Raw genomic sequence first — 23552 nt, forward strand, 5'->3', positions numbered from 1 at the left:
AACGGGCCGTCGGATCGAACACGACGGCAATTGTAGCAAAATCAACTTGCTTGCAATAGCAGTCTTGCCGCCGACGGCCGCGCTACGCAGTGCGCATACAGCTTACTCGCCCTTGAGCAGCGGGTCCAGGCGGCCTGCCTGGTCCAGCGCATACAGTTCGTCAAAGCCGCCGACGTGGGTATCGCCAATATAAATCTGTGGGACCGTGCGGCGACCGGTGCGCTGCATCATGACCTGGCGTTGCTCGGGATCCAGATCGACACGGATGCCTTCGATCTCGGTGACACCCTTGGCTTCGAGCAGGCGCTCGGCGCGGACGCAGTAAGGGCAAGATGCGGTGTGGTACAAAACGACGTGAGCTGCCATGATGAATCCTTTCGTGTGCCCGATCGACTCGATGGGGCGGTTTATTTGGTGAGCGGCAAGCCTGCAGCCTTCCAGGCCGCCAGGCCGCCTTCCAGGCTGTGGACGTCCTCGAAACCGGCCGCCTGCAACTGGCGCGCCGCCTTGTCGCTGCGTGCGCCAGTTTGGCAGACCATGACGACAGTCCGGTTTTTCGACTTGTCTAGTTCGCCAATGCGAGCACCCAAGTCTGCCAGCGGGATGTGTTTCGCGTCGCGCAGGTGACCGGCGGCGAATTCTTCGCTGCTGCGCACGTCGACGATCGTGGTCTTGCCGCGGTTGATCATCTGCGTCAGCTGCAGCGGCGATGCGCGTTTTCCGCGCGGCGCCAGGGCTGGCCACAACAGCGCGCCGCCAGCGAGAACGGCGATCGCTACGAGGAAAATGTTATCGATAATGAATTTCACAAGGGTTCCGATTGGTTGAACTGAATCGGGGCATTATAAAATAGATGCTGGACCGGACATCAACCAGAAATTTTGCGAAAAGAGCTTTCATGTACAAAATCGTATTCATGCGCCATGGCGAATCCACCTGGAACCTGGAAAACCGCTTCACAGGCTGGGTCGACGTCGACCTGACCGCCAAGGGTGTGGCTGAAGCAAAGGCCGCTGGCCGCGCGCTCAAGGAAGCCGGTTTCACCTTCGATCTCACGTATACCTCGGTGCTCAAGCGCGCGATCCGCACGCTGTGGCTGGCGCTGGACGAGATGGATGCGATGTATCTGCCGGTCAAGAACGACTGGCGCCTGAACGAGCGTCACTACGGCGCGCTGCAGGGCCTCGACAAGGGCGAGACCGCCGCCAAGTTCGGCGACGAGCAGGTGCTGGTCTGGCGCCGCAGCTACGACACGCCGCCGCCGGCGCTCGAGAAGGATGATTCGCGCACGTCGTTCAATGACCCGCGCTACGCCAGCCTGGACGAGAGCCAGATTCCGCTGACCGAATGCCTGAAAGACACCGTGGCACGCGTCATGCCGGCCTGGAACGACGAGATCGCGCCAGCCATCCGCGCCGGCAAGAACATCCTGATTTCGGCCCACGGCAACAGCCTGCGCGCCATCATCAAGATGCTCGACAACATCAGCGACGCCGACATCGTGGGCCTGAACATCCCGAACGGCCAGCCGCTCGTGTACGAACTCGACGCCGACCTCAAGCCGATCAAGCACTACTACCTGGGCGACCAGGCGGCGATTGCCGCTGCCATGGCCGCGGTCGCAAACCAAGGGAAGGCGAAGTAATCTTTTGCGTTTGCCAACCATGAAGGACGCCGGCAGCAAGCTGTTGTGCACACTGCTGGCGGTCGCGCTGTCCGGCGCGTTCGCGTCGGACGCGTGGGCGCAGCGCCAGACCGAGCGCAGCCGCCAAAAGGCGGCGGCCGAGAAGCAGCGCGCCGGCATCCAGCAACAGCTGGCCGCCATCAAGCGCGACATCAACCAGACCGAAAACGCCAAGGAAGACGCGGCCGACACGCTGGCCGAGTCCGAGGCCGCCATTTCCGACGCCAACCGCGCGCTGCGCGATCTGGCCGAGGAACAGGATACGACGGCCACCCGGCTGCAAGCGCTGGCGAATCAGCAAGCCCAGCTGGCGCAGACCATCGGCGCCCAGCAACAGCAGCTGGCCAGGCTGCTGCGCGAACATTATGTGGCCGGCAACGAAGACCGCATCAAGCTGCTGCTGTCGGGCGACAATCCGAACCGTATCAGCCGCGATCTGCAGCTGATGGCGTACGTGTCGCAGGCCCAGGCGCGCCTGCTGGACTCGGTGCGCAACAACCTGGCGCAGGTCGAAGTCAACCGCGACAAGGTTGAAAACGCCCAGCAAGAGCTGGAAGAAATCGCCCAGGAACAACTCGATCAGAAAGCCATGCTCGAGAAGGAAAAGGCACGCCGCGCGGCGCTGCTGGGCACGCTGTCGAGCAAGCTGGCCGACCAGCGCAAGCAGGCCGACCGCCTGAAGGGCGACGAAGAGCGCATGTCCGGCCTCGTCGACCGGCTGGCGCGCCTGATCCGCGAACAGGCCGAAGCCGAGCGCAAGCGTCAGGTAGCGGCTGCTGCTGCGGCCGCTGCCAAGGCCAAAGCCAAGGCCGAGGCCGATGAAAAAGCCCGTCTGCTGGCGCAGGCGCGCGCCAAGGCAGCGGCCGAAAGGCGCGCCGAGCGCGAACGCGAACGTGAGCGCATCGCGCGCCAGAACGCGAACGCCAAGCCGGGCGTCAAGCCCGAGCCGCTGCCGGCGCCGCTCCCCGCGCCGGTCAAGGAAGCACCGGTCGTGGCCGAGCAGCCGCTGCCGGCGCCAACCCGGCCCGAACCGGCGCCTGAGGTTGCGCTGGGTCCGGCAGCGCCGTCCGGCTCGTTTGCCTCGCTCAAGGGCCGCATGAGCAGCCCGATCAATGGCAGCGTCGTGGCGCGCTTCGGCACCCGCCGCGGCGATGGGCCGAACTGGAAAGGCACCTTCTTCAAGGCGCCCGAAGGCACGGAAGTGCGCGCCGTGGCCCCGGGCCGCGTCGTGCATGCCGACTGGATGCGGGGCTTCGGCAACCTGATCATCATCGACCATGGCGGCGAGTACCTGTCGATCTACGGTTACAACCAGGCGCTGCTCAAACGCCCCGGGGACAGCGTGCGCGCGGGCGAGGCGGTGGCCAGCGCGGGCAACACCGGTGGCAACGAAGAATCGGGGCTATACTTTGAGCTCAGGCGTAACGGCAAGGCGTTCGACCCGGCAGGCTGGGTCCGGTTCTAGGTCACCACAGGGTACACATGGGCATGAAAGCAAAGGGGTTCGGACTGGTCGGCGTGGGGATGGTGTTGGGTGTGGCGGCGTCGTTCCAGTTGTCCGCCTATGCACAAAAAACCGGCACCGCCACGTCGCTGCCACTGGACGAGCTGCGCCAGTTGGCCGATGTGTATGGCCTGATCAAGACCGACTACGTCGAGCCGGTCGAAGACAAGAAATTGCTCACCGAAGCCATCGGCGGCATGGTGGCCTCGCTCGACCCGCACTCCGTGTACCTCGACCAGAAAGCGTTTCGCGACATGCGCGAAGCGGTGCAGGGCAAGTTCGTCGGCGTGGGCGTTGAAATCTCGAATGAAGACGGCTATATCAAGGTCGTCTCGCCGATCGAGGACACGCCCGCGTTCAGGGCCGGCATCAAGTCGGGCGACCTGATTACCCGGATCGACAATGTCCCGGTGCGCAATATGTCGTCCGATGACGCCATCAAGCGCATGCGCGGCAAGGTCGGCAGCAAGGTCACCTTGACCATCGCCCGGCCCGGCGACGACAAGCCGTGGGTCGTGCCGCTGGACCGCCGCGAAATCAAGGTCGTCAGCGTCAAGGCCAAGGTGGTCGAGCCCGGTTACGCCTGGCTGCGCATCAGCCAGTTCCAGGAAAACACCCTCGACGAGCTGGCCAAGAAAACCAAAGAACTGTACGCCGAACAACCGGACATCAAGGGCCTCGTGCTGGATCTGCGCAACGATCCGGGCGGCCTGCTGCCAGGCGCGATCGGCGTCACGGCGGCATTCCTGCCCCAGGCCGATCAGGTCATCGTCAGCACCAAAGGGCAATTGCCCGATTCGAACCAGTCGTTCTACGGCCGGCGCGAATTTTATGCCCAGCGTGGCGACCCGCTGGCCGGGTTGCCGGCCGGGCTCAAGACCGTGCCGATGGTGGTGCTGGTCAATGGCGGCTCGGCATCGGCCTCGGAGATCGTCGCCGGCGCGCTGCAGGATTACCAGCGCGCGATCGTGATGGGCAGCCGCACGTTCGGCAAGGGCTCGGTGCAGACGCTGCGCCAGTTGTCGCCCGACACCGCGATCAAGCTGACCACGGCGCGCTATTACACGCCGAAAGGGCGGCCCATCCAGGCCACTGGTGTGCAGCCCGATCTGCGGGTGGACGAAACGGCGGACGGCGACCTGCTCAACGCCCTGCGTGTGCGCGAATCGGATCTGCAGCGCCATCTGGTGGCCGAAGGCGAGCAGCCTGCAACTGCTGGCAAGGACCAGGCGGCAAGCCTGGCTCAGCAACAACGCGCGCTGGCGCTGATGAAAGACCGCAAGCCGCTCGAGTTCGGCAGCAAGGACGATTTCCAGCTGGCCCAGGCCATCAATCACTTCAAGGGCCTGAAGGTGGTGCTGGCCAAGGGCGAGCCGGTCGAAGAAAAACCGGCGCCGGCGCCATTGCCGGGCGCGGAAAACAAACCGCCCGAGCTGCATGCGCCAGCCAAAAAGTAACGTCTGGTGGAGGATAACGTCCTCCACCGCGCTTTCCCCATGAACGACAACCAACTCCTGCGCTACTCGCGCCACATCCTGCTCGACGACATCGGCATCGAAGGCCAGCAGCGCCTGCTGGACGCCCACGTCGTCATCATCGGCGCCGGCGGCCTCGGTTCGCCCGCGGCACTGTACCTGGCCTCCGGCGGCATCGGCCACATCACGCTGGTCGATGACGACACGGTCGACCTGACCAATCTGCAGCGCCAGGTCATGCACACGACCGGGCGCATCGGTGAGCCGAAGGTCGAGTCCGGCCGCGCCGCCCTGCTGGCGATCAACCCCGACATCAAAGTCAGCGCCCTGCGTGAGCGCGCCGGCCCCGAACGGCTGCTGGAACTGGCGCGCGCCGCCACGGTCGTACTCGATTGCAGCGACAACTTCGCCACCCGCCACGCCGTCAACCGCGCCTGCGTGGCGGCCGGCACGCCGCTCGTGTCGGGCGCCGTGATCCGCTTCGACGGCCAGCTGGCCGTGTTCGACGCGCGCCAGCCGACTGCGCCGTGCTACGCCTGCCTGTTCCCCGAAGACACTGGCTTCGAGGATGTGGCGTGCAGCACGATGGGCGTGTTCGCGCCGCTGGTCGGCGTCGTGGGCGCAGTTCAGGCTGCCGAGGCGATGAAACTCATCATGGCCATCGGCGAACCGCTGGTGGGACGTCTCTTAATGCTCGACGGCAAGTATATGGAATGGACCGCCATCGGCGTGGCGCGCAACCCGGCGTGTCCGGTGTGCGCGGCGCGTCATGGTGAGAGCGGCAACACTGTTGATTAGTGGTGTCTTAACGGGCATTGCGAAACGTGGTGTGCAGGTGAACGTGACATACAATTGCGTACTTTTCGCAGGTACGCTTGTCATATTTCGGGCTTATACTGTGCCGGTTCCATCGATTCCCTTGTCATCACACAGAGCTTATGAATTTTCAACGTACTCAGCGCAACACGCGCAGCACAGGTCGTGCACGCGGTTTTACCCTGGTCGAGATCATGGTTGTCGTGGTCATCATCGGCATTCTTGGCGCGCTGGTCGTGCCCAAATTGCTGGGCCGCACGGGTGAATCGCGTGTCACGGCTGCCAAGGTCGACATCGCCACGATGATGCAGGCGCTCAAGCTCTACAAGCTCGACAACCAGCGCTACCCAACCACCGAGCAGGGTCTGGTCGCACTGACCACCAAGCCGACCTCGGGTCCGTCGGCCAATGGCTGGAAAGAAGGCGGCTACATCGAGAAACTGCCGAAAGACCCATGGGGTAACGCTTACCAATACCTGTCGCCGGGCGTCAAGGGCGAGGTCGACGTGTTCTCGTACGGCGCTGACGGGCAGCCGGGCGGTACTGGCGAAGACACCGACGTCGGTTCCTGGGACTAAGTTATCTCCATGCCGGCCATGCGCACAGCGCGCACACGCGGCTTCACCCTGGTGGAGCTGCTGGTCGTGATGGTCATCATCGGCCTCACGCTGGGCATGGCCACGCTCAACGCCATCCCGAGTCCGCGCCAGGATCTCGATAAAGAAGCGCAGCGCCTGGCGCTGCTGCTGCAACTGGCGCGCGATGAAGCGATCGTGCGTAACCGGCTGGTCGCGTTCGAGGCTAATGGCGACCGCTACCGCTTCATGGTGCGCGGCGACGCCGGCTGGGAGCCGGTCACGCGCGACGACCTGCTGCGCGAGCGTGAATTCAAGAATTCACCACTGCAATTGATCTTGGAACCGGCCGGTACCGGCAACCCCGACATGCTGCGCATCACGTTTGGCCGCGAGCCGGTCGACCGCCCGTTCGTGCTGACGATGGCCAAGGGTGCCAATACGGTCGCGATCCGCGCCGATGGCATCGGCCACTTCACTGTCGAATGACATCCCCCGCCACCATGCGCCCAGTTTCCCGACCTGCCGCCGGTTTCACGCTGCTCGAAGTGCTGGTGGCGCTCGTCATCGTCGGCACGGCGCTGGCCGCCGGCCTGCGCGCGGTCGGCAGCCTGACCTCCAACAGCCAGGGCTTGCGCGCATCGATGATGGCGACCTGGTCGGCCGAGAACCGGCTCGTGCAGATCCGCCTGGGCCGCGAGTTCCCCGAAGTGGGCAAGCGCAGCTTCCCGTGTCCGCAAGGCGGCCTGAACCTGATGTGCGAAGAAGAAGTCCTGACCAGCCCGAACCCGCTATTGCGCAGGATCGAAGTCTCGGTATTTGACGTCGACAAGCCTGGCCGCCGCATTGTCAAACTGATCCAACTGGTTCTGAGGCCTTCCCCGGTATGACGCGGATCCCGAGCAGCAGGCGCCCTGCAGGCTTTACCCTGGTCGAGCTCCTGGTGGCGATCGCCATCCTCGCCATGGTGGCCGTTCTCGGCTGGCGCGGCCTGGACGGCATCGTCCGCGCGCGCGTGGCGCTGACTGCCGACATGGAAACCACACGCGGCATGCAGCTCGCCTTTGCCCAGATGGAAAACGATTGCGAGCACGCGGCCGGCAACGACATCATGGCCGGTCGTCCCGCGCTGCTGTGGGATACCGACCGCCTGATCCTCGTGCGCAAGGTGTTTGTCGAGAACGAACCGTCGCGTCTGCAAGTGGTGAGCTACCGCGTCGTCGCGGGCCAGCTGGTGCGGCGCGAGTCGCCCGGCACGCGCGACCTGATCCAGATCGAGCAGCTGTGGCAAGCCATCGCATCCGATGCAGCTGCCGAGAATGCGCCGTCCGTCGTGCTGCAGGTTGGCGTGGTCGGCATGCAGGTGCAGGGCTGGCAAAACAATGCCTGGCGCAACGAACCGACCGCTGTGGGCGGCGGGACGCCGGATCCCACCTCGAACGAGTCGCCTGCCAAAAACGCGCAAGACCCGACCGGCGTGCAGGTAGCGTTGACCGTGCAGGGCCTGGCCCAGCCGATGGTCAAGGCATTCCTGCTGGGAGGCACCTGATGCATCGCCACCTCACACGCCAGCGGGGCGTTGCCGTCGTCACTGCCATGCTGCTGACCACACTGGCCATCTCCATTGTCGCCAGCCTGTTCTGGCAGCAGCAGGTGCAGGTGCGCTCGATGGAAAACCAGCGCCTGCAGTCGCAGACCAAGTGGATCCAGCGCGGCGCGCTCGACTGGGCCAGCGTGATTTTGCGCGTCAATAACAATAGCAACTACACTTCGCTTGATCAGGTCTGGGCCACGCCACTGGCAGAAACCCGGCTCGACCAGTACATCGAGCGTGAGCGGATCCAGGGCGAAAACTTCGATGCGTCGCTGTCCGGGCAGGTTCTGGACGCCACGGCGCGTTACAATCTGAACAATCTGGCCAAGGGCGGCACGCCCGACAAGGCAGAGATCGAAGTCATGCGCAGGCTGCTGACCAATCTGCGCCTCGAAGCGCGGCTGGCGCAGCCGATTGCCGAGTTCGTTGCTGCCGGTCAGCCCCTGGTCGCCGAGCCGCCGCAAGAAGGTACAACCCCGGTAGCCCAGAAGCCGCGCACCGGGGCGCCGATACGGCTGGAGCGGGTCGATGATTTGCTGATGGTGCCAGGTCTCAAGCCCGAAGCGGTCGAGCGGCTGCGTCCGTTCGTCATCGTGCTGCCGGCATCGAATACGGATGTCAATGTCAATACTGCGGCGCCTGAGGTACTGGCCGCCGTGCTGCCGGGAAGTTCGATGGCCGAAGCCAATTCGATCGTCGCGCAGCGCCAGCGCGTGCCGTGGGCCGATGTCGAGAAGTTCAAGACCTCGTTGCAGAATCCGCAGCCCGAGGTCCAGCCGAAGATCACCGTCAAGAGCACGTATTTCCTGGTGCAGAGCCGGATCCGGCTCGACCGGGCCGCATTGGATGCCGAATCGCTGGTGCGAGTCGGCGGCAATCTGGTCAATTCCGGTAGTGTGAACGTGATCTGGACCCGCCAGAACTGAGAAGAAAGCGAGACAGTTTGAGTACTCTTTATATCCGGCATCCGGCACGCAGTCAGTGCGAAGGCGCCCTGTGCCGCTTCGCGCTGGTCGGCGACAACGGCGCTATCGGCCAGCAGGGCGAGGGCGTGCTGCGCAATCTGGGCGACGTCGTTGCCGCCAGCCGGCGCGTGGTGCTGGTACTGGCCGCCAGCGACGTCACGCTGCTGTCCGTGCAAGCCCCGCCGCTGGCCGGCGCCCGCCTGCGCGCGGCGCTGCCGGCGCTCGTCGAAGAACATATTCTGGGCGACCCGCTCGATTGCGTGCTGGTGGCTGGCCCGGTGCAGCCCGATGGCCGCCGGCCCGTGGCCGTGGTGCAGCAAGCCTGGCTCGAGCCGCTCGTGCGGGCACTGCTCGCGCTCGGTGCGCGCCAGATCGCCGCCATCCCCGAACAACTGTGCCTGCCGCTGCATCCAGGCAGCGTCAGCGCCGCCGTCGGCAACGGCGAACTGATCCTGCGCCAGAGCCAGTATGACGGCCTGGGCCTGGCGCTCGACGGCAGCCCGGTGATGGCATTGCAAACGGCGCGCGCGCTGTCGGGCGATGCGCCCCTGGTGCTGTACGTCGATCGTGAACAGCTGGGTGAATACAATGCGCTGGTGGCCGAAGCCGGCCCCGGCATCACGCTGGAAAGCGACGACTGGGCGCACTGGATCGCCGGCGCCAGGGGCAGCACCGGCCCCGTGCTCGACCTGGTGCCAGGCCTGGGCACGGCCGGCGTCGCGCAGCGCGACTGGCGCCGCTGGCGCTGGCCGATCCGCCTGGCGCTGGCGGCCGTGGCGATCAACCTGATCGGCCTGAATGTCGAATGGCTGGGCCTGAAGCGCGAAGCCGATGCCGTGCGCCTGCAGATGAGCCAAACGTTCCGCTCGGTGTACCCGAACCAGCCGGCCATCGATCCGGTCGTGCAAATGCGCCAGAACATCGACCGCGCCAGGGCCGGCAGCGGCCAGGTGGCCGGTAACGAGTTCAACTGGATGGCCGCCGCCTTCGGCGAAGCGACACGCACACTGGGCGTGCCGCCTGCGATTGCATCAATCGACTACCGCGAACGGACCCTCACCGTGCGCGTCAAACCAGAGTCCACCAACCCCGGCATGGCCGACCAGCTCCGCGCGTCCCTGTCGTCACGTAACCTCAGCCTGGAGTCGCCCGACGCGACCACCTGGCTGATCCGCAGCACAGGAGCCAAGCCATGAGCGCCATCGGCAAACTGAGCGGCCTGCGCGAACGCGTGGGCGGCTACTGGAGCGCGCGCACCGCGCAAGAACGCAAGTTCCTGCTCGTCGGCGGCGGCGTGGTGGCGCTGACGCTGCTGTACCTGGTGCTGCTCGAACCGGCGCTGACTGGCCGCGAACAATTGCGTCGTGCACTGCCCGAGCTGCGCCAGCAAGCCGCGCAACTCGACGCGCTGGCGGCCGAAGCGCGGGCCGTCGCGGCCCAGCCGGCGCCGGCCGTCGCACCCGTCACGCGCGAGGCGCTGGCTGCCAGCATGACGGCCAGCGGCCTGAACCCCGCGTCGCTGTCGGTCAGTGGCGAATACACCAAGGTGCAACTCAATGGCGTGTCGTTCGCCAACCTGATGGCCTGGCTCGACGCGCAACGCCGCGACAGCCGCCTGCTGGTGCAGGACGCGCAATTTACCGTCAAGGATGCTCTTGGCCAGGTCGATGCCACGCTCACGCTGCGTCAAAGCACCGAGCCGGCTGCATGAGGCGGGCGCTGACGTGGGGCCTGCTGGTGGCGCTGGCCGTGGTGGCAACGGTGCTGGCATTTTTGCCGGCGGCCTGGCTTGGCCCCATGGTCGAACGCCAGACCGGCGGTCGATTGACGCTGGGGGATGCGCAGGGTACGCTTTGGCGCGGCTCGGCCTTTATTGGCGGGGCGCCGGGCCAGGGCGGTGCGGTTACGCCATTGCTGCCAGGCCGTTTTGCCTGGACCCTGTCGCCACTGGTGCTGGTGGGCAATGTGAAGATGACGCTCGAAAACGCACAGGCGTTGGCCAATCCGGTGCGCGTGCAGGGCAGCTGGTCGCAGTGGCAGGTCAATGCCGGCGAACTCCTGCTGCCAGCCGAAGGGCTGTCCGGCCTGGGCGCGCCGCTCAATACGCTCGCGCCCACCGGCCGCATCCGGCTTTCCTGGAATACGCTTGACCTGCTGCGCCAGCAAAACATCGTGACGCTGCAGGGTCGTACCACGCTGTCGATGAGCGACATGGGTTCGCGCATGTCGCCCATCAAGCCGCTGGGCAGCTACGAAATGATCATGGACTGGCGCGGACCGCAGGCCGATCTGACGCTGCGTACCGTGCGCGGCGCCCTGCTGCTGTCGGGCGCAGGCACATTGCAGAACGGCCGCCTGCGCTTTTCAGGCCAGGCAGCGGCCGCCGATGGCTATGAAGACACTCTGGGAACCATGTTGAATCTGCTGGGACAGCGCCGGATGGTGAACGGCAAAAACGTAATCGCACTCGAGTTCAGATAATGAAGAAAACAGACCACACCACCTTCGCGCACCTCGAACTTCCGGCCCTGCGCCGTCTTGCCGCCGGCGCCATGCTGTGCTGCGCCGCTTCCGCCGTCGTCACGACCCTGGCCCTGCCATTGTCGGCATCCGCGCAAGAGACTGCGAACGCCGCAGCGCTCAGCTTCGTGAATGCCGACATCGAATCGGTGATCAAGGCGATCGGCCACTACACCGGCATGACCTTCATCATCGACCCGCGCGTGAAAGGCACGCTGACGCTGGTGTCCGAAAAGTCGCTCAGCAAGAGCGAAGCCTTTGGCCTGCTCACGTCGACCCTGCGCCTGCAGGGCTTCGCGGTGGTCACCAGCGGCGACGGTTATGCCAAGGTGGTGCCCGAGGCCGAAGCCAAGCTGCAATCGTCACCCACGCAAGTGGGCGGCGTGCGCTCGAGCAAGGCCACCGGCGACCAGATCGCCACGCAGGTGTTCTACCTGTCGTACGAATCGGCGGCCAACCTCACCGCCGTGCTGCGCCCGCTGATTTCGCCGAACAACTCGATCATGGCCAACCCGGGCAACAACACCCTGGTCGTGACCGATTACGCCGACAACCTGCGCCGCCTGGCGCGCATCATCGCCGCGCTCGACGCGCCGGTGGCTGCCGAGCTCGACGTGATCCCGATCCGCAACGCCATCGCCAGCGATATCGCGCAACTCGTCACGCGCCTGATGGAACCGGCTGCGGGCGGCGACTCGGGCCGCGTCACGGTGCTGGCCGATCCGCGCACCAACGCCGTCATCGTGCGTGCGCCGTCGCAGGCCCGCGCCAACCTGGCCAAGAGCCTGATCGCGCGCCTCGATCAAGAAAGCTCCAGCCGCGGCAATATCCACGTCGTCTACCTGAAAAACGCCGACGCCAGCCGCGTCGCGCAGACGCTGCGCGCCGTCGTCTCGCAAGATGCCTCGGCCGTGCCGGTGCAGCAGCAGGGCACGTCGGGCAGCTCGATCACGTCGGGCACCGGCAGCGGGCAGGGCGGCAGCGGCGCCGGCGGACTGGGCGGCCAGCAAGGCCAGCAGAGCAGCACCGGCATGGGCGGCACCGGCAATACTTTCGGCCAGCAAAGCCAGCTCACCGCCAATGCGGGCGGCGCCGGCGGCGGCCAGGGGTCCGGCTTCATCCAGGCCGATGCCTCCACCAACAGCCTGATCATCACCGCGCCGGACGCCGTCTACCGCAACCTGCGCTCGGTCATCGACCAGCTCGACGTGCGCCGCGCCCAGGTCTATATCGAAGCCCTGGTGGTCGAAGTCACGTCCAACAAGGCATCCGAATTCGGCGTGCAGTGGGTTGGCGCGACGGGCGACTCCGACAGCAAATACCGCTTCGGCGGCTTGCAGAACTACACGGGCGGCGGCTCGAGCAGCAGCATCGTCAACCTGGCGCTGGCCGCCAGCCAGGGGACCAGCGCCACGACCACGCCAAGCGTGCCGTCGGGCCTGACCTTCGGCCTGTTCCGCCAGATCGGCGGCGAGCTGGGCCTGGGCGCCGTGGCCCGCGCACTGGAAAACGACGGCAACGCCAACATCCTGTCGACGCCAAACCTGATCACGCTCGACAACGAACTGGCCACCATCAAGGTCGGCCAGAACGTCCCGATCATCACCGGCTCGTACACCACGTCGGGCAACAACAGCGGCAACCCGTTCCAGACCGTTGAGCGGCAAGACGTCGGCCTGCTGCTCAAGGTGCGCCCGCAGATCTCGGAAGGCGGCACCATCAAGATGGCCATCTACCACGAGAATTCGAGTGTCGATGCGTCCACCCGCAACCTGGCGTCGGGCCTGACGACCAATGTGCGCGCCATCGAAAGCAATGTGCTGGCCGACGATGGCCAGATCATCGTGCTGGGTGGCCTGATCGAAGACACCGAGGGCGACGGCGAAGAAAAAGTACGCGGCCTGGGCGACATCCCGGTGCTGGGCAACCTGTTCAAGTACCGCACCCGTACGCGCAACAAGACCAACCTGATGGTGTTCCTGCGTCCGGTCGTGGTGCGCAGCAAGGATGCGTCGAATTCGATCGCAATGGACCGCTACGAATTCATGCGCGCCGCTGGCGCTGCCGGCCGGCCTGAAAGCTCGCCGCTGCTGCGTGACCTGGGTGCGCCGCTGCTGCCGCCGCTGGTGGGCGGTCAGCCGCCGGCAGGTGGCGGGATGGCAACGCTGCCGGTCCAGGCGCCGCCACCGGCCAACGCCGCGCCGGGCGCATCGAACGATGGCGCGGCCAATCGTCCGGGCGCCTCGCGTTCAAGCGCTGCGAACCCGGCGACCAATGCGGCAGAAACCGCACCGGGTGCAGCATCTGGCGCAGTATCTGGCGCCCCCCTTCCAGCCTCGCAATTTCGCCCGGTGACGCCACCGAACCGGGAGTAATCACATGACCAATCTCTTGCCCTACGCGTTCGCCCGTGACCACGTCGTCCTGGCGCGCGGCACTGGCGAGCCGGGCCAGAGCGTCGAAGTGCTGGTCTCCAGCGCGACCGCGCCGGCCGCCATCGCCGAGGTGTCGCGCCGCTTCGGCCGCATCCAGCTGCGCCGCATGGACAAGGACGAGCTCGACACCGTCATCGCCGGCGCCTATGCCGGCGGCGGCAACGACGCCTCGCAGGTCGTCGACGAGTTCGATGCCGACCTCGATCTGACCAAGCTGCTGCAGGATGTCCCGGCGATCGAAGATTTGCTCGAATCGTCCGACGACGCGCCCGTGATCCGGATGATCAACGCGCTATTGACGCAATCGCTGCGCGAAGGCGCATCCGATATCCACATCGAACCGTTCGAGCAGACGTCAGTCGTGCGCTTTCGCATCGACGGCGCGCTGCGCGATATCGTGCGGCCCAAAAAGGCCATCCACGCGTCGCTGATCTCGCGTATCAAGATCATGTCGCAGCTCGACATCGCCGAAAAACGCCTGCCGCAGGATGGCCGCATCACGCTGCGCGTGGGTGGTAAACCAGTCGACGTGCGCGTCTCGACGCTGCCGACCGGCCACGGCGAGCGCGCCGTGCTGCGTCTGCTCGACAAAGAGGCAGGGCGTCTCGACCTGTCGCACCTGGGCATGGCCAGCGATCTGTTGCCGCAGTTCGACCGCCTGATCAACCAGCCGCACGGCATCGTGCTGGTCACCGGCCCGACCGGCTCGGGCAAGACCACGACGCTGTACGCGGCGCTGTCGCGCCTGAATGCGGCGACGGCCAACATCATGACGGTCGAAGACCCGATCGAGTACGACCTGAACGGCGTTGGCCAGACCCAGGTCAATGCCCGTATCGACATGACGTTCGCAAAAGCGCTGCGCGCCATCCTGCGCCAGGATCCCGACATCATCATGATCGGCGAGATCCGCGACCTGGAAACGGCGCAGATTGCCGTCCAGGCATCGCTGACGGGTCACCTGGTGCTGGCCACGCTGCACACCAACGATGCGGCCTCGGCCGTGACGCGCCTGCTCGACATGGGCATCGAACCGTTCCTGCTGTCCTCGTCGCTGCTGGGCGTGATGGCCCAGCGCCTCGTGCGTAAACTCTGCTCGCAGTGCAAGACTTTCGACGGCAGCACCTGGCACGCGGTCGGTTGCGAACGTTGCGGCCACACCGGTTACCACGGCCGCGTCGGCGTCTACGAGCTGTTAGAGACCACCGACCAGATCCGCGCCCAGATCCACAACCGCGCGTCCGAAGCCGACATCCGCGTCGCGGCGCTGGGCGTGGGCATGAAGACCATGCGCGAGGACGGCGAACGCTGGCTGCTCGATGGCACCACCACACGGGCCGAAATCGTGCGCGTGACCAAGGACTAACCGATGCCGGCATTTCGTTACGAGGCCGTTGACAACGGGGGCGCTACCCGCAAGGGCGTGGTCAACGCCGACAGCCCGCGCGCCGCGCGTGCCGACCTGCGCGCACAGGGCCTGACGCCGCTGAGCGTCGAAGCCATCGCGGCCCAGCTCGACGCCGCCGGCGTGGCCCGTTCGCGCGGCATCGGCGAGCGCCTGTCGCAAAACGAACTGGCGCTGTTCACGCGCCAGCTGGCCAGCCTGCTGGAAGCCGGCCTGCCGCTCGAACAAGCCTTTACCGCTTTGCTCGAACAGGCCGAGCGGCCGTACGTGCGCGACCTGGTCGCGTCGATCCGCGCCGAAGTCATCGGCGGCTCGGCCTTTTCCACCGCCCTGACGCATCATCCGCGCGACTTCGCCGAGATTTATCGGGCGCTGGTCGGCTCGGGCGAGCAGATCGGTCAACTGTCGCGCGTGCTCTCGCGCCTGGCCGACTACATCGAGCGCCGCAACGCCCTCGTGCAGAAGGTGCGCCTGGCCTTCACGTATCCGGCGATCGTCACCGTGGTCGCGTTTGCGATCGTGATTTTCCTGCTCACCTACGTGGTGCCGCAGATCGTCTCGGTGTTTGCCAACACCAAGCAAAAGCTGCCGTTTCTCACGGTCGTCATGCTGGCCGTATCCGACTTCGTGCGCGCGTATGGCATTGTTGTCGGCATCCTGATTGCCGGCGCATTCTGGCTGTGGCGGCGCGCGCTGCGCAATCCCGTGCTCAAGCGCCGCTGGCACACGTGGTTGCTGACCGCGCCCATCTACGGCAAGTTCGAGCGCAGCCTGAATACCGCGCGCTTTGCCAGCACGCTGGCGATCACCACCGGCTCGGGCGTGCCGATCCTGCGCGCGCTCGACACCAGCCGCGAGACACTGTCGAACGTGGCGATGGCAGAACTGGTCGAGCAGGCCACGGCCAGCGTGCGCGAAGGTGTGAGCCTGGCGCGCGCGCTGTCGGCGCAAAAGCTGTTTCCACCGATGCTCGTGCACATGATCCGCGCCGGCGAGATCACCGGCGAACTGCCGGCCATGCTCGAGCGCGCTGCCAATTCGCAGCAGGCCGATCTCGAGCGCCGCACGCTGACCATCGCCGGCCTGCTCGAGCCGGTGCTGATCCTGGCGATGGGCCTGGTCGTGCTGCTGATCGTGCTGGCCGTCCTGATGCCGATCATCGAAATCAACCAGCTGGTGCAATAAGGATCGCGTAGCGATGCCAATGACCGAGATGCGAAAGACACCATGAACAAGCGTTTGCCCCTTCTTTTGAGCCTGCTGGCCCTGATCGTGCTGGCCGCTTCCAGCGCCTATTGGGTGCTGCAGCTGTACAAGCCCGAGCAGCGCCCGCTGGCTGCAGCGCCGCTGGCGACCCAGCCAGAGCCGAGCCCTGAAGCCGCAGCCACGCTGTTTGGCGGGCAGCCGATGGTCGCGATTTCCAGTTTCCAGTTGACTGGCGTGGTCTCTGCCGGCGCCAACAGCGCCGTGATCCTGGTGGCTGACGGGGCGCTGCCGAAAGCGGTGCGCATCGGCCGCGAGATTGCGCCCGGCGTCGTGGTGGCCGAAGTGCATCGGCGTTATGTGATGTTGTCCGATAACGGTGTCATGAAGCGCGTCGAACTGGCGCCAGATGCCGGCCAGTCGAGTGCGATCAGCCAGCCGGTGCCGCGCGCGATGCCGCCGCAGCCGGTGATGGAGCCGCAAATGGCGCCGGGCGTGGTCAGCGCGCCGCCGATGATGCAGAGCGCACCACCGGACGCCAATCAACAGGGGATGCAAGGCCAGCCCCGCGATCCGCCGCCGGAGCAGGACAACCCCGGCCAGCCGCAGATGCCACAGAACGCGCAGCCGATGAACGGAGAGCGGCCGGTAATGTAATCAGCTCGGTGTCGGCAGCGTGGCCGCGCAGAAGCAGCCTCCGTCGCAGCCGCCGCAGCCGCAGCCGCCGCTCAGCGCCGCAATGCCGTAAACGCCGCCAGTTCCCACGACCGGAAGCCCAGTAGCAGCGTATGCCCCTTGCGCTCGTCGGCCGGCAGACGCCGGTCGTTGCGGTGCAGCCGCGCCAGTTCGGCCGCCAGTTGATCAATCTTCAGCGACAGTTCGAGCGCACTGGCCGGCGACAGCCGCGCCGGCAGGCACAGCAGTGCTTCGCCAGCACCGTCGAAGCGGCCTGAGAAATAATCGTTTACCACGTTCTCGCGGAAGAAATGCTGCACCGGGCCATCCGGCAGCCAGCGAAATGCATTCGACACCCGCAGCAGATAGCGGTTCAGCGGTTTCAGTTCGATCAGCCCCAGCCGGTCGAGCTCGGCGAGCAGCGTGATGCACTCGGCCTCGGTCAGGTCGTAGGTCTCGATGATCTGTTCGATGCTCCAGTGGCCCAGGCAGCAGATCGCCATCAACAGCAGGCGCGGGTTGGCAACAATGGAGCGTTCCTGCGTCAGGCTCAGCGCATCGAGCTGGGGCCGCGCCTCAATCGCCCCGCGCAGCAGGTCTTCCAGGCCAATGCCGGTGGCCTGACAAATCTCCGCCAGGCGCGACAGCGCCATATCCTTTTGCCCGAACATGCGCTTGACGCTCGACTCGCTCACGCCAATGCGCTCGGACAGCGTTTTATACGTGATGCCGGCCGCGCGCAAGCGTATGCGCAGCGCGTCCAGGATCAGATCGGGTGAACTCATTGGCGATCCAGAGAAAATGACAACGGCTGACTTTAACGTTGAATCACGGTGCGGACAAGGCGCGTACACCGGAATGGGTCCCGCTGGCCAAAAAAAGCGGACACCGAGGTGTCCGCAAAGAGTGTATGCACGGTAGAACTGGCGCCTGTCAGTCGTCGTCGCCGGCCACCAGCTTGACCTTCTTGAGCGCCTGCTTGGCGGCAGTGCGCTCGCTCGAGAGCGGCTTGGCATGCGGGCCGGCGGCGCGCGCCTTGGCCAGCGCGGCGATGGGATTGCGCGGCTTGCCCGCTTGCTGCGACGGTTCGATCCGCAACCGCATTTTCTGCCGCGTCGCCAATGCCTTGTTTGCCATGCCGGCCTCCTGCAAGAATTTACAGCACGTAGCGTGACAGGTCTTCGTTGACCGCCAGCGCGTCGAGCCGTTCGTTGACAAAGGCCGCGTCGATGCGCACCACCTGGTCTTTTTCCGACCCGGCAGTAAACGAGATTTCCTCGAGCAGCTTTTCCATCACCGTGTACAGGCGGCGCGCGCCGATGTTCTCGGTGCGCTCGTTGACCGAGAACGCGATCTCGGCCAGACGATGGATGCCTTCGTCCAGGAACTCGACCTGTACGCCTTCGGTGGCCAGCAGCGCCTGGTATTGCTTGGTCAGGCTGGCGTGGGTCGACGTCAGGATGCTCTTGAAGTCTTCGATCGACAGCGATTCAAGCTCGACGCGGATCGGGAAGCGGCCCTGCAATTCAGGAATCAGGTCCGATGGCTTGGACAGGTGGAACGCGCCCGATGCGATGAACAGGATGTGGTCGGTCTTGATCATCCCGTACTTGGTGTTGACAGTCGTGCCCTCGACCAGCGGCAGCAGGTCGCGCTGCACGCCGGCGCGCGAGACATCGGCGCCGCCGTGCTCGGAGCGGGTGGCGATCTTGTCGATCTCGTCGAGGAACACGATGCCGTTCTGTTCGACGTTGGCGATGGCCTTTTGCTTGAGCTCATCTTCGTTGAGCAGCTTGCCGGCTTCTTCGTCGATCAGGATCTTCATGGCTTCCTGGATCTTGAGCTTGCGCGGCTTCTTGCGTGCACCGTTGGCACCGGCAAACATCGACTTGATCTGCTCGGTCATTTCTTCCATGCCCGGCGGCGCCATGATTTCCATCTGCGGCGCCGCGTCGGACACTTCGATCTCGATTTCGCGATCGTCGAGTGCGCCTTCGCGCAGGCGCTTGCGGAAAGTCTGGCGCGTGGCGTCGCCTTCCTTGCTGTCGGGCGTATTGGCGGTGTTGAAGCCAAAGTCGCGCGCCGGCGGCACGAGGATGTCGATGATGCGGTCTTCGGCGGCGTCTTCGGCGCGCTGGCGCACTTTCTTCGCTTCGCTGGCGCGGGTCTGCTTGATGCCGATGTCGATCAGGTCGCGAATGATGGTGTCAACGTCGCGCCCGACGTAGCCGACCTCGGTGAACTTGGTCGCTTCGATCTTGATGAACGGCGCATCGGCCAGCTTGGCCAGGCGGCGCGCAATCTCGGTCTTGCCGACGCCCGTCGGGCCGATCATCAGGATGTTCTTCGGCGTGATCTCATAGCGCAGCGGTTCCTCGACCTGCTGGCGGCGCCAGCGGTTACGCAGCGCAATCGCGACGGCCTTCTTGGCCTTGCCCTGGCCGACGACGTGCTTGTCCAGCTCGGAGACGATTTCGGGTGGGGTCATGTTCATGAAGCTGTTCATATCAATCCAGGGTCTCGATGATGTGGGACATGTTCGTGTAGATGCACAGCTCGCCCGCGATGGTCAGCGCCTTCTTGACCACTTCGGCAGGCGCCATGTCGGTGTTCTCGTACAGGGCCTTGGCGGCCGACTGGGCATAGATGCCGCCGGAGCCGATCGCGCCGATGCCATCTTCCGGCTCGAGCACGTCGCCATTGCCGGTGATGATCAGGGTGGATTCGCGGTCGGCCACGAGCAGCATGGCTTCCAGGCGGCGCAGCACGCGGTCGGTGCGCCAGTCCTTGGCCAGCTCGACCGAGGCGCGCAGCAGGTTGCCCTGGTGCTTTTCAAGTTTGCCCTCGAAGCGATCGAGCAGCGTGAAAGCGTCGGCGGTGCCGCCGGCAAAACCGCACAGGACCTTGCCCTGATACAGCTTGCGCACCTTGCGGGCCGAACCCTTCATGACGACGTTGCCGAGCGTGACCTGCCCATCGCCGCCGAGCGCGACCTGATTGCCGCGGCGTACGCTGACGATGGTTGTACCGTGAAATTGTTCCATTTTTACCTCGTGATTGTCTGGCTACCAGCAGGTGGGGACCGTGCGCAGGATTGCAAGATTATCCGAACGGGAAATACCGATGCGCTCCCACAGCCGGGGTCAGGTCTGACATTCGGACACGACCTCAGCTTTAGCCACTTCCAATAGTGTTTTGCCCAGTATTCGCATGGCCAGTGCCAACTAGTTCCGGCTTCCTGACTGTCGAGATCGTGTCCGAATGTCAGACCTGACCCCCGCTTTTCGGTCGAGATCGTGTCCGAATGTCAGACCTGACCCCGGCTTTTCGGTGTGCTGTAGCGTCAGTAGCGGTGTGGATAGAGCCGCACGCTGCCGCCGGCGCCCAGCAGCCGCAGCAGGGCGGCGACCAAGTGGTTCAGTTCGCGCAGCTCGACCGTGCGGCCGGTTGCTGCCTGCCCAACGAGCCGCGCCAGCAGGCTGCCGGCGCCGACGTAGTCGATGCGCGCCAGCCGTGAGCAGTCGAGCACGAGTGTGTCGCGCTCTGCGGCGTAGGCGTCGATGGCGGCCAGCAGCGCTGGCTCGGGGCTGGTGATCATGGCTGGCAACATGAAGCGGTCGCCGTGACTTGGGGCAGGTGCGGCCGTCGAGACGTGGCGGGGCGCTTCGAACGAGGGCGGCGAGACTTCGTAGGTGACGCAGTAATCCATTGCCGCTTCTTCGAAATCCTTTTCGCGGTTGGTCAGCAGCAGCAGTTCGAGCAGCAGAAGCCACGGCGCCGGGCTGGCCCCGCGCTTGCCGATGACGAGCATGGGACGCAGCGTCGTGATCAGGGTGTCGGCGCCGGCCAGCACCAGGCCGCGGTCGCTCGCGCGCAGCGTTTGCAGTGCGGTCAGCAGGCAGTCGGCGCCGTCCGTGTCGATGCTGCGCACCTTGCCGAAGTCGAGCCGCACATTGGGCGCCTGCGCGTCGAGCACGCGGCGCAGGCGGGGCGCGACGGTTGCATCGAGCAGCGTGTCGAAGGTTTCGGTGGCGGCCAGTCCCTGTGCCGGCTGGCTCGCCACCGAGGCAGGCGCGAGCGGCTTCCAGGTGGGCGGCGAGGTTTCGAAGTGGCTGGCGTAATCGATGGCGATGCTCTCGAACAGTTCTTCGCGGCCATCGGCCTGGTACAGGTCGAACAGCATCCACCATGGCAGGCGTTCGTGGCGGCCCAGCGTCGCGAGCGATTCGCGCAGCAATTGTTCGGCAGCGGCGCTCTGGCCGTTGGCGTACAGGATGGCGCTTTCGTCGACCGCCGGAGCGCTCGCGGGCGCAGCGGCCTGGTCGGGGATGTCGTCGGGATCGGGCGCGGCCGCCACCGTGACGCCGTTGGCGGGACGGCGGCCACTGTCCCAGGCCGGCTCGTCGTCGAACATGTCGGACGCAAATTCGAGTTCGATTTCGTCGATCTTGGCAGCGGTGGCGCGGGCGATTTCACGCTGGCGTTCGCGCTCGGCGTCAGACGCCAGGCGTGACGGTTCGCCGCGCAGGCGCGACTCGGGTGGCGGCCAGCTTGGCGCGGCCACCGCATCGTTCTTTTTCTTCAGGAAGGAAAAAAGCCCCATGCTCACCGTTGTCTCGATAACGTGTCCACCATGACCTTAGCACGGACCCTGGCGACGGATGCTGAGCACACGTGGCCGGGCGTCAGTGTAGCCTAAGGGCAATGTTGGTAGGATATTGAGCAATTGTAGCGTGTACGCATGGCCAGGACGGCAGCTGTCATGCGTCGTTACAAACATCAAGAAATGGTGTCTGCAAACAAAAAAAGCATGCGACAAGGTCGCATGCTTTTTGGTCGGTGCTGAATCGCTGTTCAGCACGCACATCAATCAGTCGCCGTACAGCTTCTGCTTGAGTTCGCGACGCTGCTGGGCTTCCAGCGACAGCGTGGCGGTAGGGCGCGCGATCAGGCGCGGGATGCCGATGGGCTCGCCGGTTTCTTCGCACCAGCCGTATTCGCCGCCGTCGATCGACTGGATCGATTGCTGGACTTTCTTGAGCAGCTTGCGCTCGCGGTCGCGGGTGCGCAGTTCGAGCGCATGTTCTTCTTCGATGGTTGCGCGGTCGGCCGGATCGGGAACCAGCACGGTTTCGCGCAGGTGTTCCGTGGTTTCGCCGGCGTTCTTGAGCAGTTCGCGCTCGAGTTCCTGCAGGCGGTTCTTGAAGAATGCCAGCTGGGCCGCATTCATGTAGTCGCCCTCGCTCATCGCGCGAATCTCGCCTTCCGTCAGGAGGCGTTCGTCGGACTGGGCGGTATTCGGTTTCGTTGTTTTAGTCATGATGCCTTCGATACGACAGAGGTTTGCATTTTATCAGCTTGCCAATCAGCAACACCGCACAAATGGGTGCATGCCGGGCAGGCTGCCTTGATGACGACGGTACGCCATCCTATCTCCGTCCGCGCCGCATGGGCGGCAAGGGCGGTTCACCACTGGCTGTTTGAAGCGCGTCGTGGCGGTCCGTGCGGCCCGGCCTGGCAAACTGTCGACGCATGGCGCCGGACATGCCTGCTTGGCCAGTCAAACTGATGCAGTTTATACCAAACACTGTTCCAGTCCGCGGATAAATACGTCTTTTGGTAAATTTTTACCAATAAAGACCATCTTGGTGGCGGGCGTTTCATTCTCCCCCCATTTCGGTCCCACGTCGCTGCCCATGATCTGGTGCACGCCCTGGAACACGACCTTGCGATCGACGCCATCCATCCGCAATACGCCCTTGTAGCGCAGCATTTGCGGGCCGAAGACCTGGACCAGGCTGCCAAGGAATTGTTCCAGGCGCTCCGGGTCGAATGCACGCTCGCTCTTGAACACGAACGCGGCGATGTCGTCGCTGTGGTGGCTGTGATGATGATCGTGGCTGCATGACGCATCGTGCACGTGGTCGTGACCGTGGCCACAATCGGCGCCATGCTCATGGTCGTGATCGTGCCCGTCTTCACCATCGACACGCAGGAAATCGGGATCGATGTCCAGCTTATCGTTCAGGTTGAAGCCGCGCAGGTCGAGCACGTCGGCAATCGGCGCGCGGCCGAAGTCGCTCGTGGCGATCGGGGCGCGCGGGTTGATGCGCTGCAGGCGCGCCTTGAGCGCATCGACGGCAGCGGCATCGACCAGGTCGGTCTTGGACAGCAGGATCTTGTCGGCAAAGCCCACCTGGCGCTGGGCTTCTTCGTGCGCAGTCAATTGTTCCATCGCGTGGCGGGCATCGACCACGGTGACAACGGCGTCGAGCAGGTAGTGGGCGCCAACTTCTTCATCGACAAAGAAGGTCTGGGCCACCGGCCCCGGATTGGCCAGGCCCGTCGTTTCGATGACGACGCGGTCAAAACTGATCTCGCCAGCGGCGCGTTTCTTTGCCAGGCTGTTGAGTGCTTCGATCAGGTCGCCACGCACGGTGCAGCAGATGCAGCCGTTGTTCATCTCGATGATCTGCTCGCCCGAGTCCTGCACCAGGATTTCGTTATCGATGTTTTCTTCACCGAATTCGTTCTCGATGACGGCGATGCGCATGCCGTGGTCTTCCTGCAGGATGCGGTTGAGCAGGGTGGTCTTGCCCGCGCCGAGAAAGCCGGTGAGGATGGTGCTGGGGATCAGGTCCATTGGTTCGCTACTCGTGGTTGACATCAAGGTTGGACAAAAGAACCGGGGGATTATGCCG

At 65.0% G+C, this 23552-nt stretch carries 25 protein-coding genes; 16 read left to right on the top strand and 9 right to left on the bottom strand.

Annotated elements, in window-relative coordinates; genetic code table 11:
• Positions 1 to 102 precede the first annotated feature (102 nt).
• Positions 103 to 366, bottom strand: coding sequence for a glutaredoxin 3 (grxC, locus tag AC1MGT_RS12170; RefSeq protein ID WP_183554577.1), 264 nt, complete (start codon positions 364 to 366; stop codon positions 103 to 105).
• Between the two features lie 41 nt (positions 367 to 407).
• The gene (locus AC1MGT_RS12175; RefSeq protein ID WP_183554575.1) at positions 408 to 809 is read right to left on the bottom strand and encodes a rhodanese-like domain-containing protein; all 402 of its coding nucleotides are present in this window, start codon (positions 807 to 809) and stop codon (positions 408 to 410) included.
• 89 nt (positions 810 to 898) lie between these two features.
• On the opposite strand from AC1MGT_RS12175, the gene gpmA reads away from it, so the two are divergent.
• The 16 genes from gpmA to AC1MGT_RS12255 all read left to right on the top strand — a co-directional run bounded on the left by gpmA (position 899) and on the right by AC1MGT_RS12255 (position 16833).
• A complete protein-coding gene (gene gpmA / locus AC1MGT_RS12180) occupies positions 899 to 1645 on the top strand; it encodes a 2,3-diphosphoglycerate-dependent phosphoglycerate mutase (RefSeq protein ID WP_332531917.1) in 747 nt (248 codons plus the stop codon).
• Between the two features lie 19 nt (positions 1646 to 1664).
• The gene (locus tag AC1MGT_RS12185; RefSeq protein WP_499504283.1) at positions 1665 to 3149 is read left to right on the top strand and encodes a murein hydrolase activator EnvC family protein; all 1485 of its coding nucleotides are present in this window, start codon (positions 1665 to 1667) and stop codon (positions 3147 to 3149) included.
• Positions 3150 to 3166: 17 nt separating this feature from the next.
• The gene (locus AC1MGT_RS12190) at positions 3167 to 4645 is read left to right on the top strand and encodes a S41 family peptidase (RefSeq protein ID WP_499500378.1); all 1479 of its coding nucleotides are present in this window, start codon (positions 3167 to 3169) and stop codon (positions 4643 to 4645) included.
• A 39-nt stretch (positions 4646 to 4684) separates the two neighbouring features.
• Positions 4685 to 5461, top strand: a complete 777-nt coding sequence (locus AC1MGT_RS12195; RefSeq protein ID WP_499500379.1) for a HesA/MoeB/ThiF family protein — start codon at positions 4685 to 4687, stop codon at positions 5459 to 5461.
• Positions 5462 to 5601: 140 nt separating this feature from the next.
• A complete protein-coding gene (gene gspG, locus AC1MGT_RS12200; RefSeq protein WP_183554567.1) occupies positions 5602 to 6057 on the top strand; it encodes a type II secretion system major pseudopilin GspG in 456 nt (151 codons plus the stop codon).
• Between the two features lie 9 nt (positions 6058 to 6066).
• Positions 6067 to 6543, top strand: a complete 477-nt coding sequence (gene gspH, locus AC1MGT_RS12205; RefSeq protein WP_499500380.1) for a type II secretion system minor pseudopilin GspH — start codon at positions 6067 to 6069, stop codon at positions 6541 to 6543.
• Positions 6544 to 6557: 14 nt separating this feature from the next.
• Complete coding sequence (gspI, locus tag AC1MGT_RS12210) at positions 6558 to 6944, top strand: type II secretion system minor pseudopilin GspI (protein ID WP_183554564.1); 387 nt, start codon at positions 6558 to 6560, stop codon at positions 6942 to 6944.
• Entirely contained in the window at positions 6941 to 7603 is a 663-nt protein-coding gene (locus tag AC1MGT_RS12215; protein ID WP_499500381.1) for a PulJ/GspJ family protein, read from the top strand. The genes gspI and AC1MGT_RS12215 overlap by 4 nt, the downstream gene beginning before the upstream one ends.
• The gene (gene gspK, locus AC1MGT_RS12220; RefSeq protein WP_499500382.1) at positions 7603 to 8574 is read left to right on the top strand and encodes a type II secretion system minor pseudopilin GspK; all 972 of its coding nucleotides are present in this window, start codon (positions 7603 to 7605) and stop codon (positions 8572 to 8574) included. The genes AC1MGT_RS12215 and gspK overlap by 1 nt, the downstream gene beginning before the upstream one ends.
• Before the next feature lie 17 nt (positions 8575 to 8591).
• Positions 8592 to 9809, top strand: coding sequence for a type II secretion system protein GspL (gene gspL, locus AC1MGT_RS12225; protein WP_499500383.1), 1218 nt, complete (start codon positions 8592 to 8594; stop codon positions 9807 to 9809).
• The gene (locus tag AC1MGT_RS12230) at positions 9806 to 10324 is read left to right on the top strand and encodes a type II secretion system protein M (RefSeq protein WP_499500384.1); all 519 of its coding nucleotides are present in this window, start codon (positions 9806 to 9808) and stop codon (positions 10322 to 10324) included. Before gspL ends, AC1MGT_RS12230 begins: the two co-directional genes overlap by 4 nt.
• Positions 10321 to 11094 (top strand): type II secretion system protein N, encoded by a 774-nt coding sequence (gene gspN, locus AC1MGT_RS12235; RefSeq protein ID WP_499500385.1) that lies wholly within the window; start codon positions 10321 to 10323, stop codon positions 11092 to 11094. Before AC1MGT_RS12230 ends, gspN begins: the two co-directional genes overlap by 4 nt.
• Positions 11094 to 13508, top strand: coding sequence for a type II secretion system secretin GspD (gene gspD / locus AC1MGT_RS12240; protein ID WP_499500386.1), 2415 nt, complete (start codon positions 11094 to 11096; stop codon positions 13506 to 13508). Before gspN ends, gspD begins: the two co-directional genes overlap by 1 nt.
• A 4-nt stretch (positions 13509 to 13512) precedes the next feature.
• Positions 13513 to 14934, top strand: a complete 1422-nt coding sequence (gene gspE, locus AC1MGT_RS12245) for a type II secretion system ATPase GspE (RefSeq protein WP_499500387.1) — start codon at positions 13513 to 13515, stop codon at positions 14932 to 14934.
• A gap of 3 nt (positions 14935 to 14937) precedes the next feature.
• The gene (gene gspF / locus AC1MGT_RS12250) at positions 14938 to 16158 is read left to right on the top strand and encodes a type II secretion system inner membrane protein GspF (protein ID WP_499456334.1); all 1221 of its coding nucleotides are present in this window, start codon (positions 14938 to 14940) and stop codon (positions 16156 to 16158) included.
• Between the two features lie 42 nt (positions 16159 to 16200).
• The gene (locus AC1MGT_RS12255; RefSeq protein ID WP_499500388.1) at positions 16201 to 16833 is read left to right on the top strand and encodes a hypothetical protein; all 633 of its coding nucleotides are present in this window, start codon (positions 16201 to 16203) and stop codon (positions 16831 to 16833) included.
• 71 nt (positions 16834 to 16904) lie between these two features.
• Here AC1MGT_RS12255 and AC1MGT_RS12260 read toward each other — a convergent pair whose 3' ends face one another.
• The 7 genes from AC1MGT_RS12260 to AC1MGT_RS12290 all read right to left on the bottom strand — a co-directional run bounded on the left by AC1MGT_RS12260 (position 16905) and on the right by AC1MGT_RS12290 (position 23494).
• Complete coding sequence (locus AC1MGT_RS12260; protein ID WP_183554543.1) at positions 16905 to 17636, bottom strand: helix-turn-helix domain-containing protein; 732 nt, start codon at positions 17634 to 17636, stop codon at positions 16905 to 16907.
• Between the two features lie 148 nt (positions 17637 to 17784).
• The gene (locus AC1MGT_RS12265; RefSeq protein ID WP_499500389.1) at positions 17785 to 17988 is read right to left on the bottom strand and encodes a hypothetical protein; all 204 of its coding nucleotides are present in this window, start codon (positions 17986 to 17988) and stop codon (positions 17785 to 17787) included.
• A 19-nt stretch (positions 17989 to 18007) separates the two neighbouring features.
• The gene (gene hslU / locus AC1MGT_RS12270) at positions 18008 to 19345 is read right to left on the bottom strand and encodes an ATP-dependent protease ATPase subunit HslU (RefSeq protein ID WP_499500390.1); all 1338 of its coding nucleotides are present in this window, start codon (positions 19343 to 19345) and stop codon (positions 18008 to 18010) included.
• Positions 19346 to 19358: 13 nt separating this feature from the next.
• On the bottom strand, positions 19359 to 19895 hold the full coding sequence (gene hslV, locus AC1MGT_RS12275) for an ATP-dependent protease subunit HslV (protein ID WP_183554537.1): 537 nt from the start codon (positions 19893 to 19895) through the stop codon (positions 19359 to 19361).
• 299 nt (positions 19896 to 20194) lie between these two features.
• Positions 20195 to 21454 carry an STAS domain-containing protein gene (locus AC1MGT_RS12280; protein ID WP_499500391.1) on the bottom strand — a complete coding sequence of 420 codons (1260 nt, stop codon included), beginning with the start codon at positions 21452 to 21454 and terminating at the stop codon, positions 20195 to 20197.
• 267 nt (positions 21455 to 21721) lie between these two features.
• Positions 21722 to 22171 (bottom strand): RNA polymerase-binding protein DksA, encoded by a 450-nt coding sequence (gene dksA / locus AC1MGT_RS12285; RefSeq protein WP_499500392.1) that lies wholly within the window; start codon positions 22169 to 22171, stop codon positions 21722 to 21724.
• 255 nt (positions 22172 to 22426) lie between these two features.
• Entirely contained in the window at positions 22427 to 23494 is a 1068-nt protein-coding gene (locus tag AC1MGT_RS12290; RefSeq protein ID WP_499500393.1) for a CobW family GTP-binding protein, read from the bottom strand.
• Positions 23495 to 23552 lie beyond the last annotated feature (58 nt).

This window comes from Telluria sp. BA11, assembly GCF_056680305.1.

Excerpts from the sequence above, each read along its gene's own strand:
- AC1MGT_RS12265 (WP_499500389.1), bottom strand. The coding sequence starts at position 17,988 with ATGGCAAACAAGGCATTGGCGACGCGGCAGAAAATGCGGTTGCGGATC.
- AC1MGT_RS12215 (WP_499500381.1), top strand. The coding sequence starts at position 6,941 with ATGACGCGGATCCCGAGCAGCAGGCGCCCTGCAGGCTTTACCCTGGTC.
- AC1MGT_RS12260 (WP_183554543.1), bottom strand. The coding sequence starts at position 17,636 with ATGAGTTCACCCGATCTGATCCTGGACGCGCTGCGCATACGCTTGCGC.
- AC1MGT_RS12195 (WP_499500379.1), top strand. The coding sequence starts at position 4,685 with ATGAACGACAACCAACTCCTGCGCTACTCGCGCCACATCCTGCTCGAC.
- AC1MGT_RS12280 (WP_499500391.1), bottom strand. The coding sequence starts at position 21,454 with ATGGGGCTTTTTTCCTTCCTGAAGAAAAAGAACGATGCGGTGGCCGCG.
- gspK (WP_499500382.1), top strand. The coding sequence starts at position 7,603 with ATGCATCGCCACCTCACACGCCAGCGGGGCGTTGCCGTCGTCACTGCC.
- hslV (WP_183554537.1), bottom strand. The coding sequence starts at position 19,895 with ATGGAACAATTTCACGGTACAACCATCGTCAGCGTACGCCGCGGCAAT.
- AC1MGT_RS12255 (WP_499500388.1), top strand. The coding sequence starts at position 16,201 with ATGAACAAGCGTTTGCCCCTTCTTTTGAGCCTGCTGGCCCTGATCGTG.
- gspD (WP_499500386.1), top strand. The coding sequence starts at position 11,094 with ATGAAGAAAACAGACCACACCACCTTCGCGCACCTCGAACTTCCGGCC.
- gspN (WP_499500385.1), top strand. The coding sequence starts at position 10,321 with ATGAGGCGGGCGCTGACGTGGGGCCTGCTGGTGGCGCTGGCCGTGGTG.
- AC1MGT_RS12290 (WP_499500393.1), bottom strand. The coding sequence starts at position 23,494 with ATGGACCTGATCCCCAGCACCATCCTCACCGGCTTTCTCGGCGCGGGC.
- AC1MGT_RS12190 (WP_499500378.1), top strand. The coding sequence starts at position 3,167 with ATGGGCATGAAAGCAAAGGGGTTCGGACTGGTCGGCGTGGGGATGGTG.
- grxC (WP_183554577.1), bottom strand. The coding sequence starts at position 366 with ATGGCAGCTCACGTCGTTTTGTACCACACCGCATCTTGCCCTTACTGC.
- gspG (WP_183554567.1), top strand. The coding sequence starts at position 5,602 with ATGAATTTTCAACGTACTCAGCGCAACACGCGCAGCACAGGTCGTGCA.
- gspF (WP_499456334.1), top strand. The coding sequence starts at position 14,938 with ATGCCGGCATTTCGTTACGAGGCCGTTGACAACGGGGGCGCTACCCGC.
- dksA (WP_499500392.1), bottom strand. The coding sequence starts at position 22,171 with ATGACTAAAACAACGAAACCGAATACCGCCCAGTCCGACGAACGCCTC.
- gspH (WP_499500380.1), top strand. The coding sequence starts at position 6,067 with ATGCCGGCCATGCGCACAGCGCGCACACGCGGCTTCACCCTGGTGGAG.
- AC1MGT_RS12185 (WP_499504283.1), top strand. The coding sequence starts at position 1,665 with ATGAAGGACGCCGGCAGCAAGCTGTTGTGCACACTGCTGGCGGTCGCG.
- AC1MGT_RS12230 (WP_499500384.1), top strand. The coding sequence starts at position 9,806 with ATGAGCGCCATCGGCAAACTGAGCGGCCTGCGCGAACGCGTGGGCGGC.
- gspI (WP_183554564.1), top strand. The coding sequence starts at position 6,558 with ATGCGCCCAGTTTCCCGACCTGCCGCCGGTTTCACGCTGCTCGAAGTG.
- hslU (WP_499500390.1), bottom strand. The coding sequence starts at position 19,345 with ATGAACATGACCCCACCCGAAATCGTCTCCGAGCTGGACAAGCACGTC.
- gpmA (WP_332531917.1), top strand. The coding sequence starts at position 899 with ATGTACAAAATCGTATTCATGCGCCATGGCGAATCCACCTGGAACCTG.
- gspE (WP_499500387.1), top strand. The coding sequence starts at position 13,513 with ATGACCAATCTCTTGCCCTACGCGTTCGCCCGTGACCACGTCGTCCTG.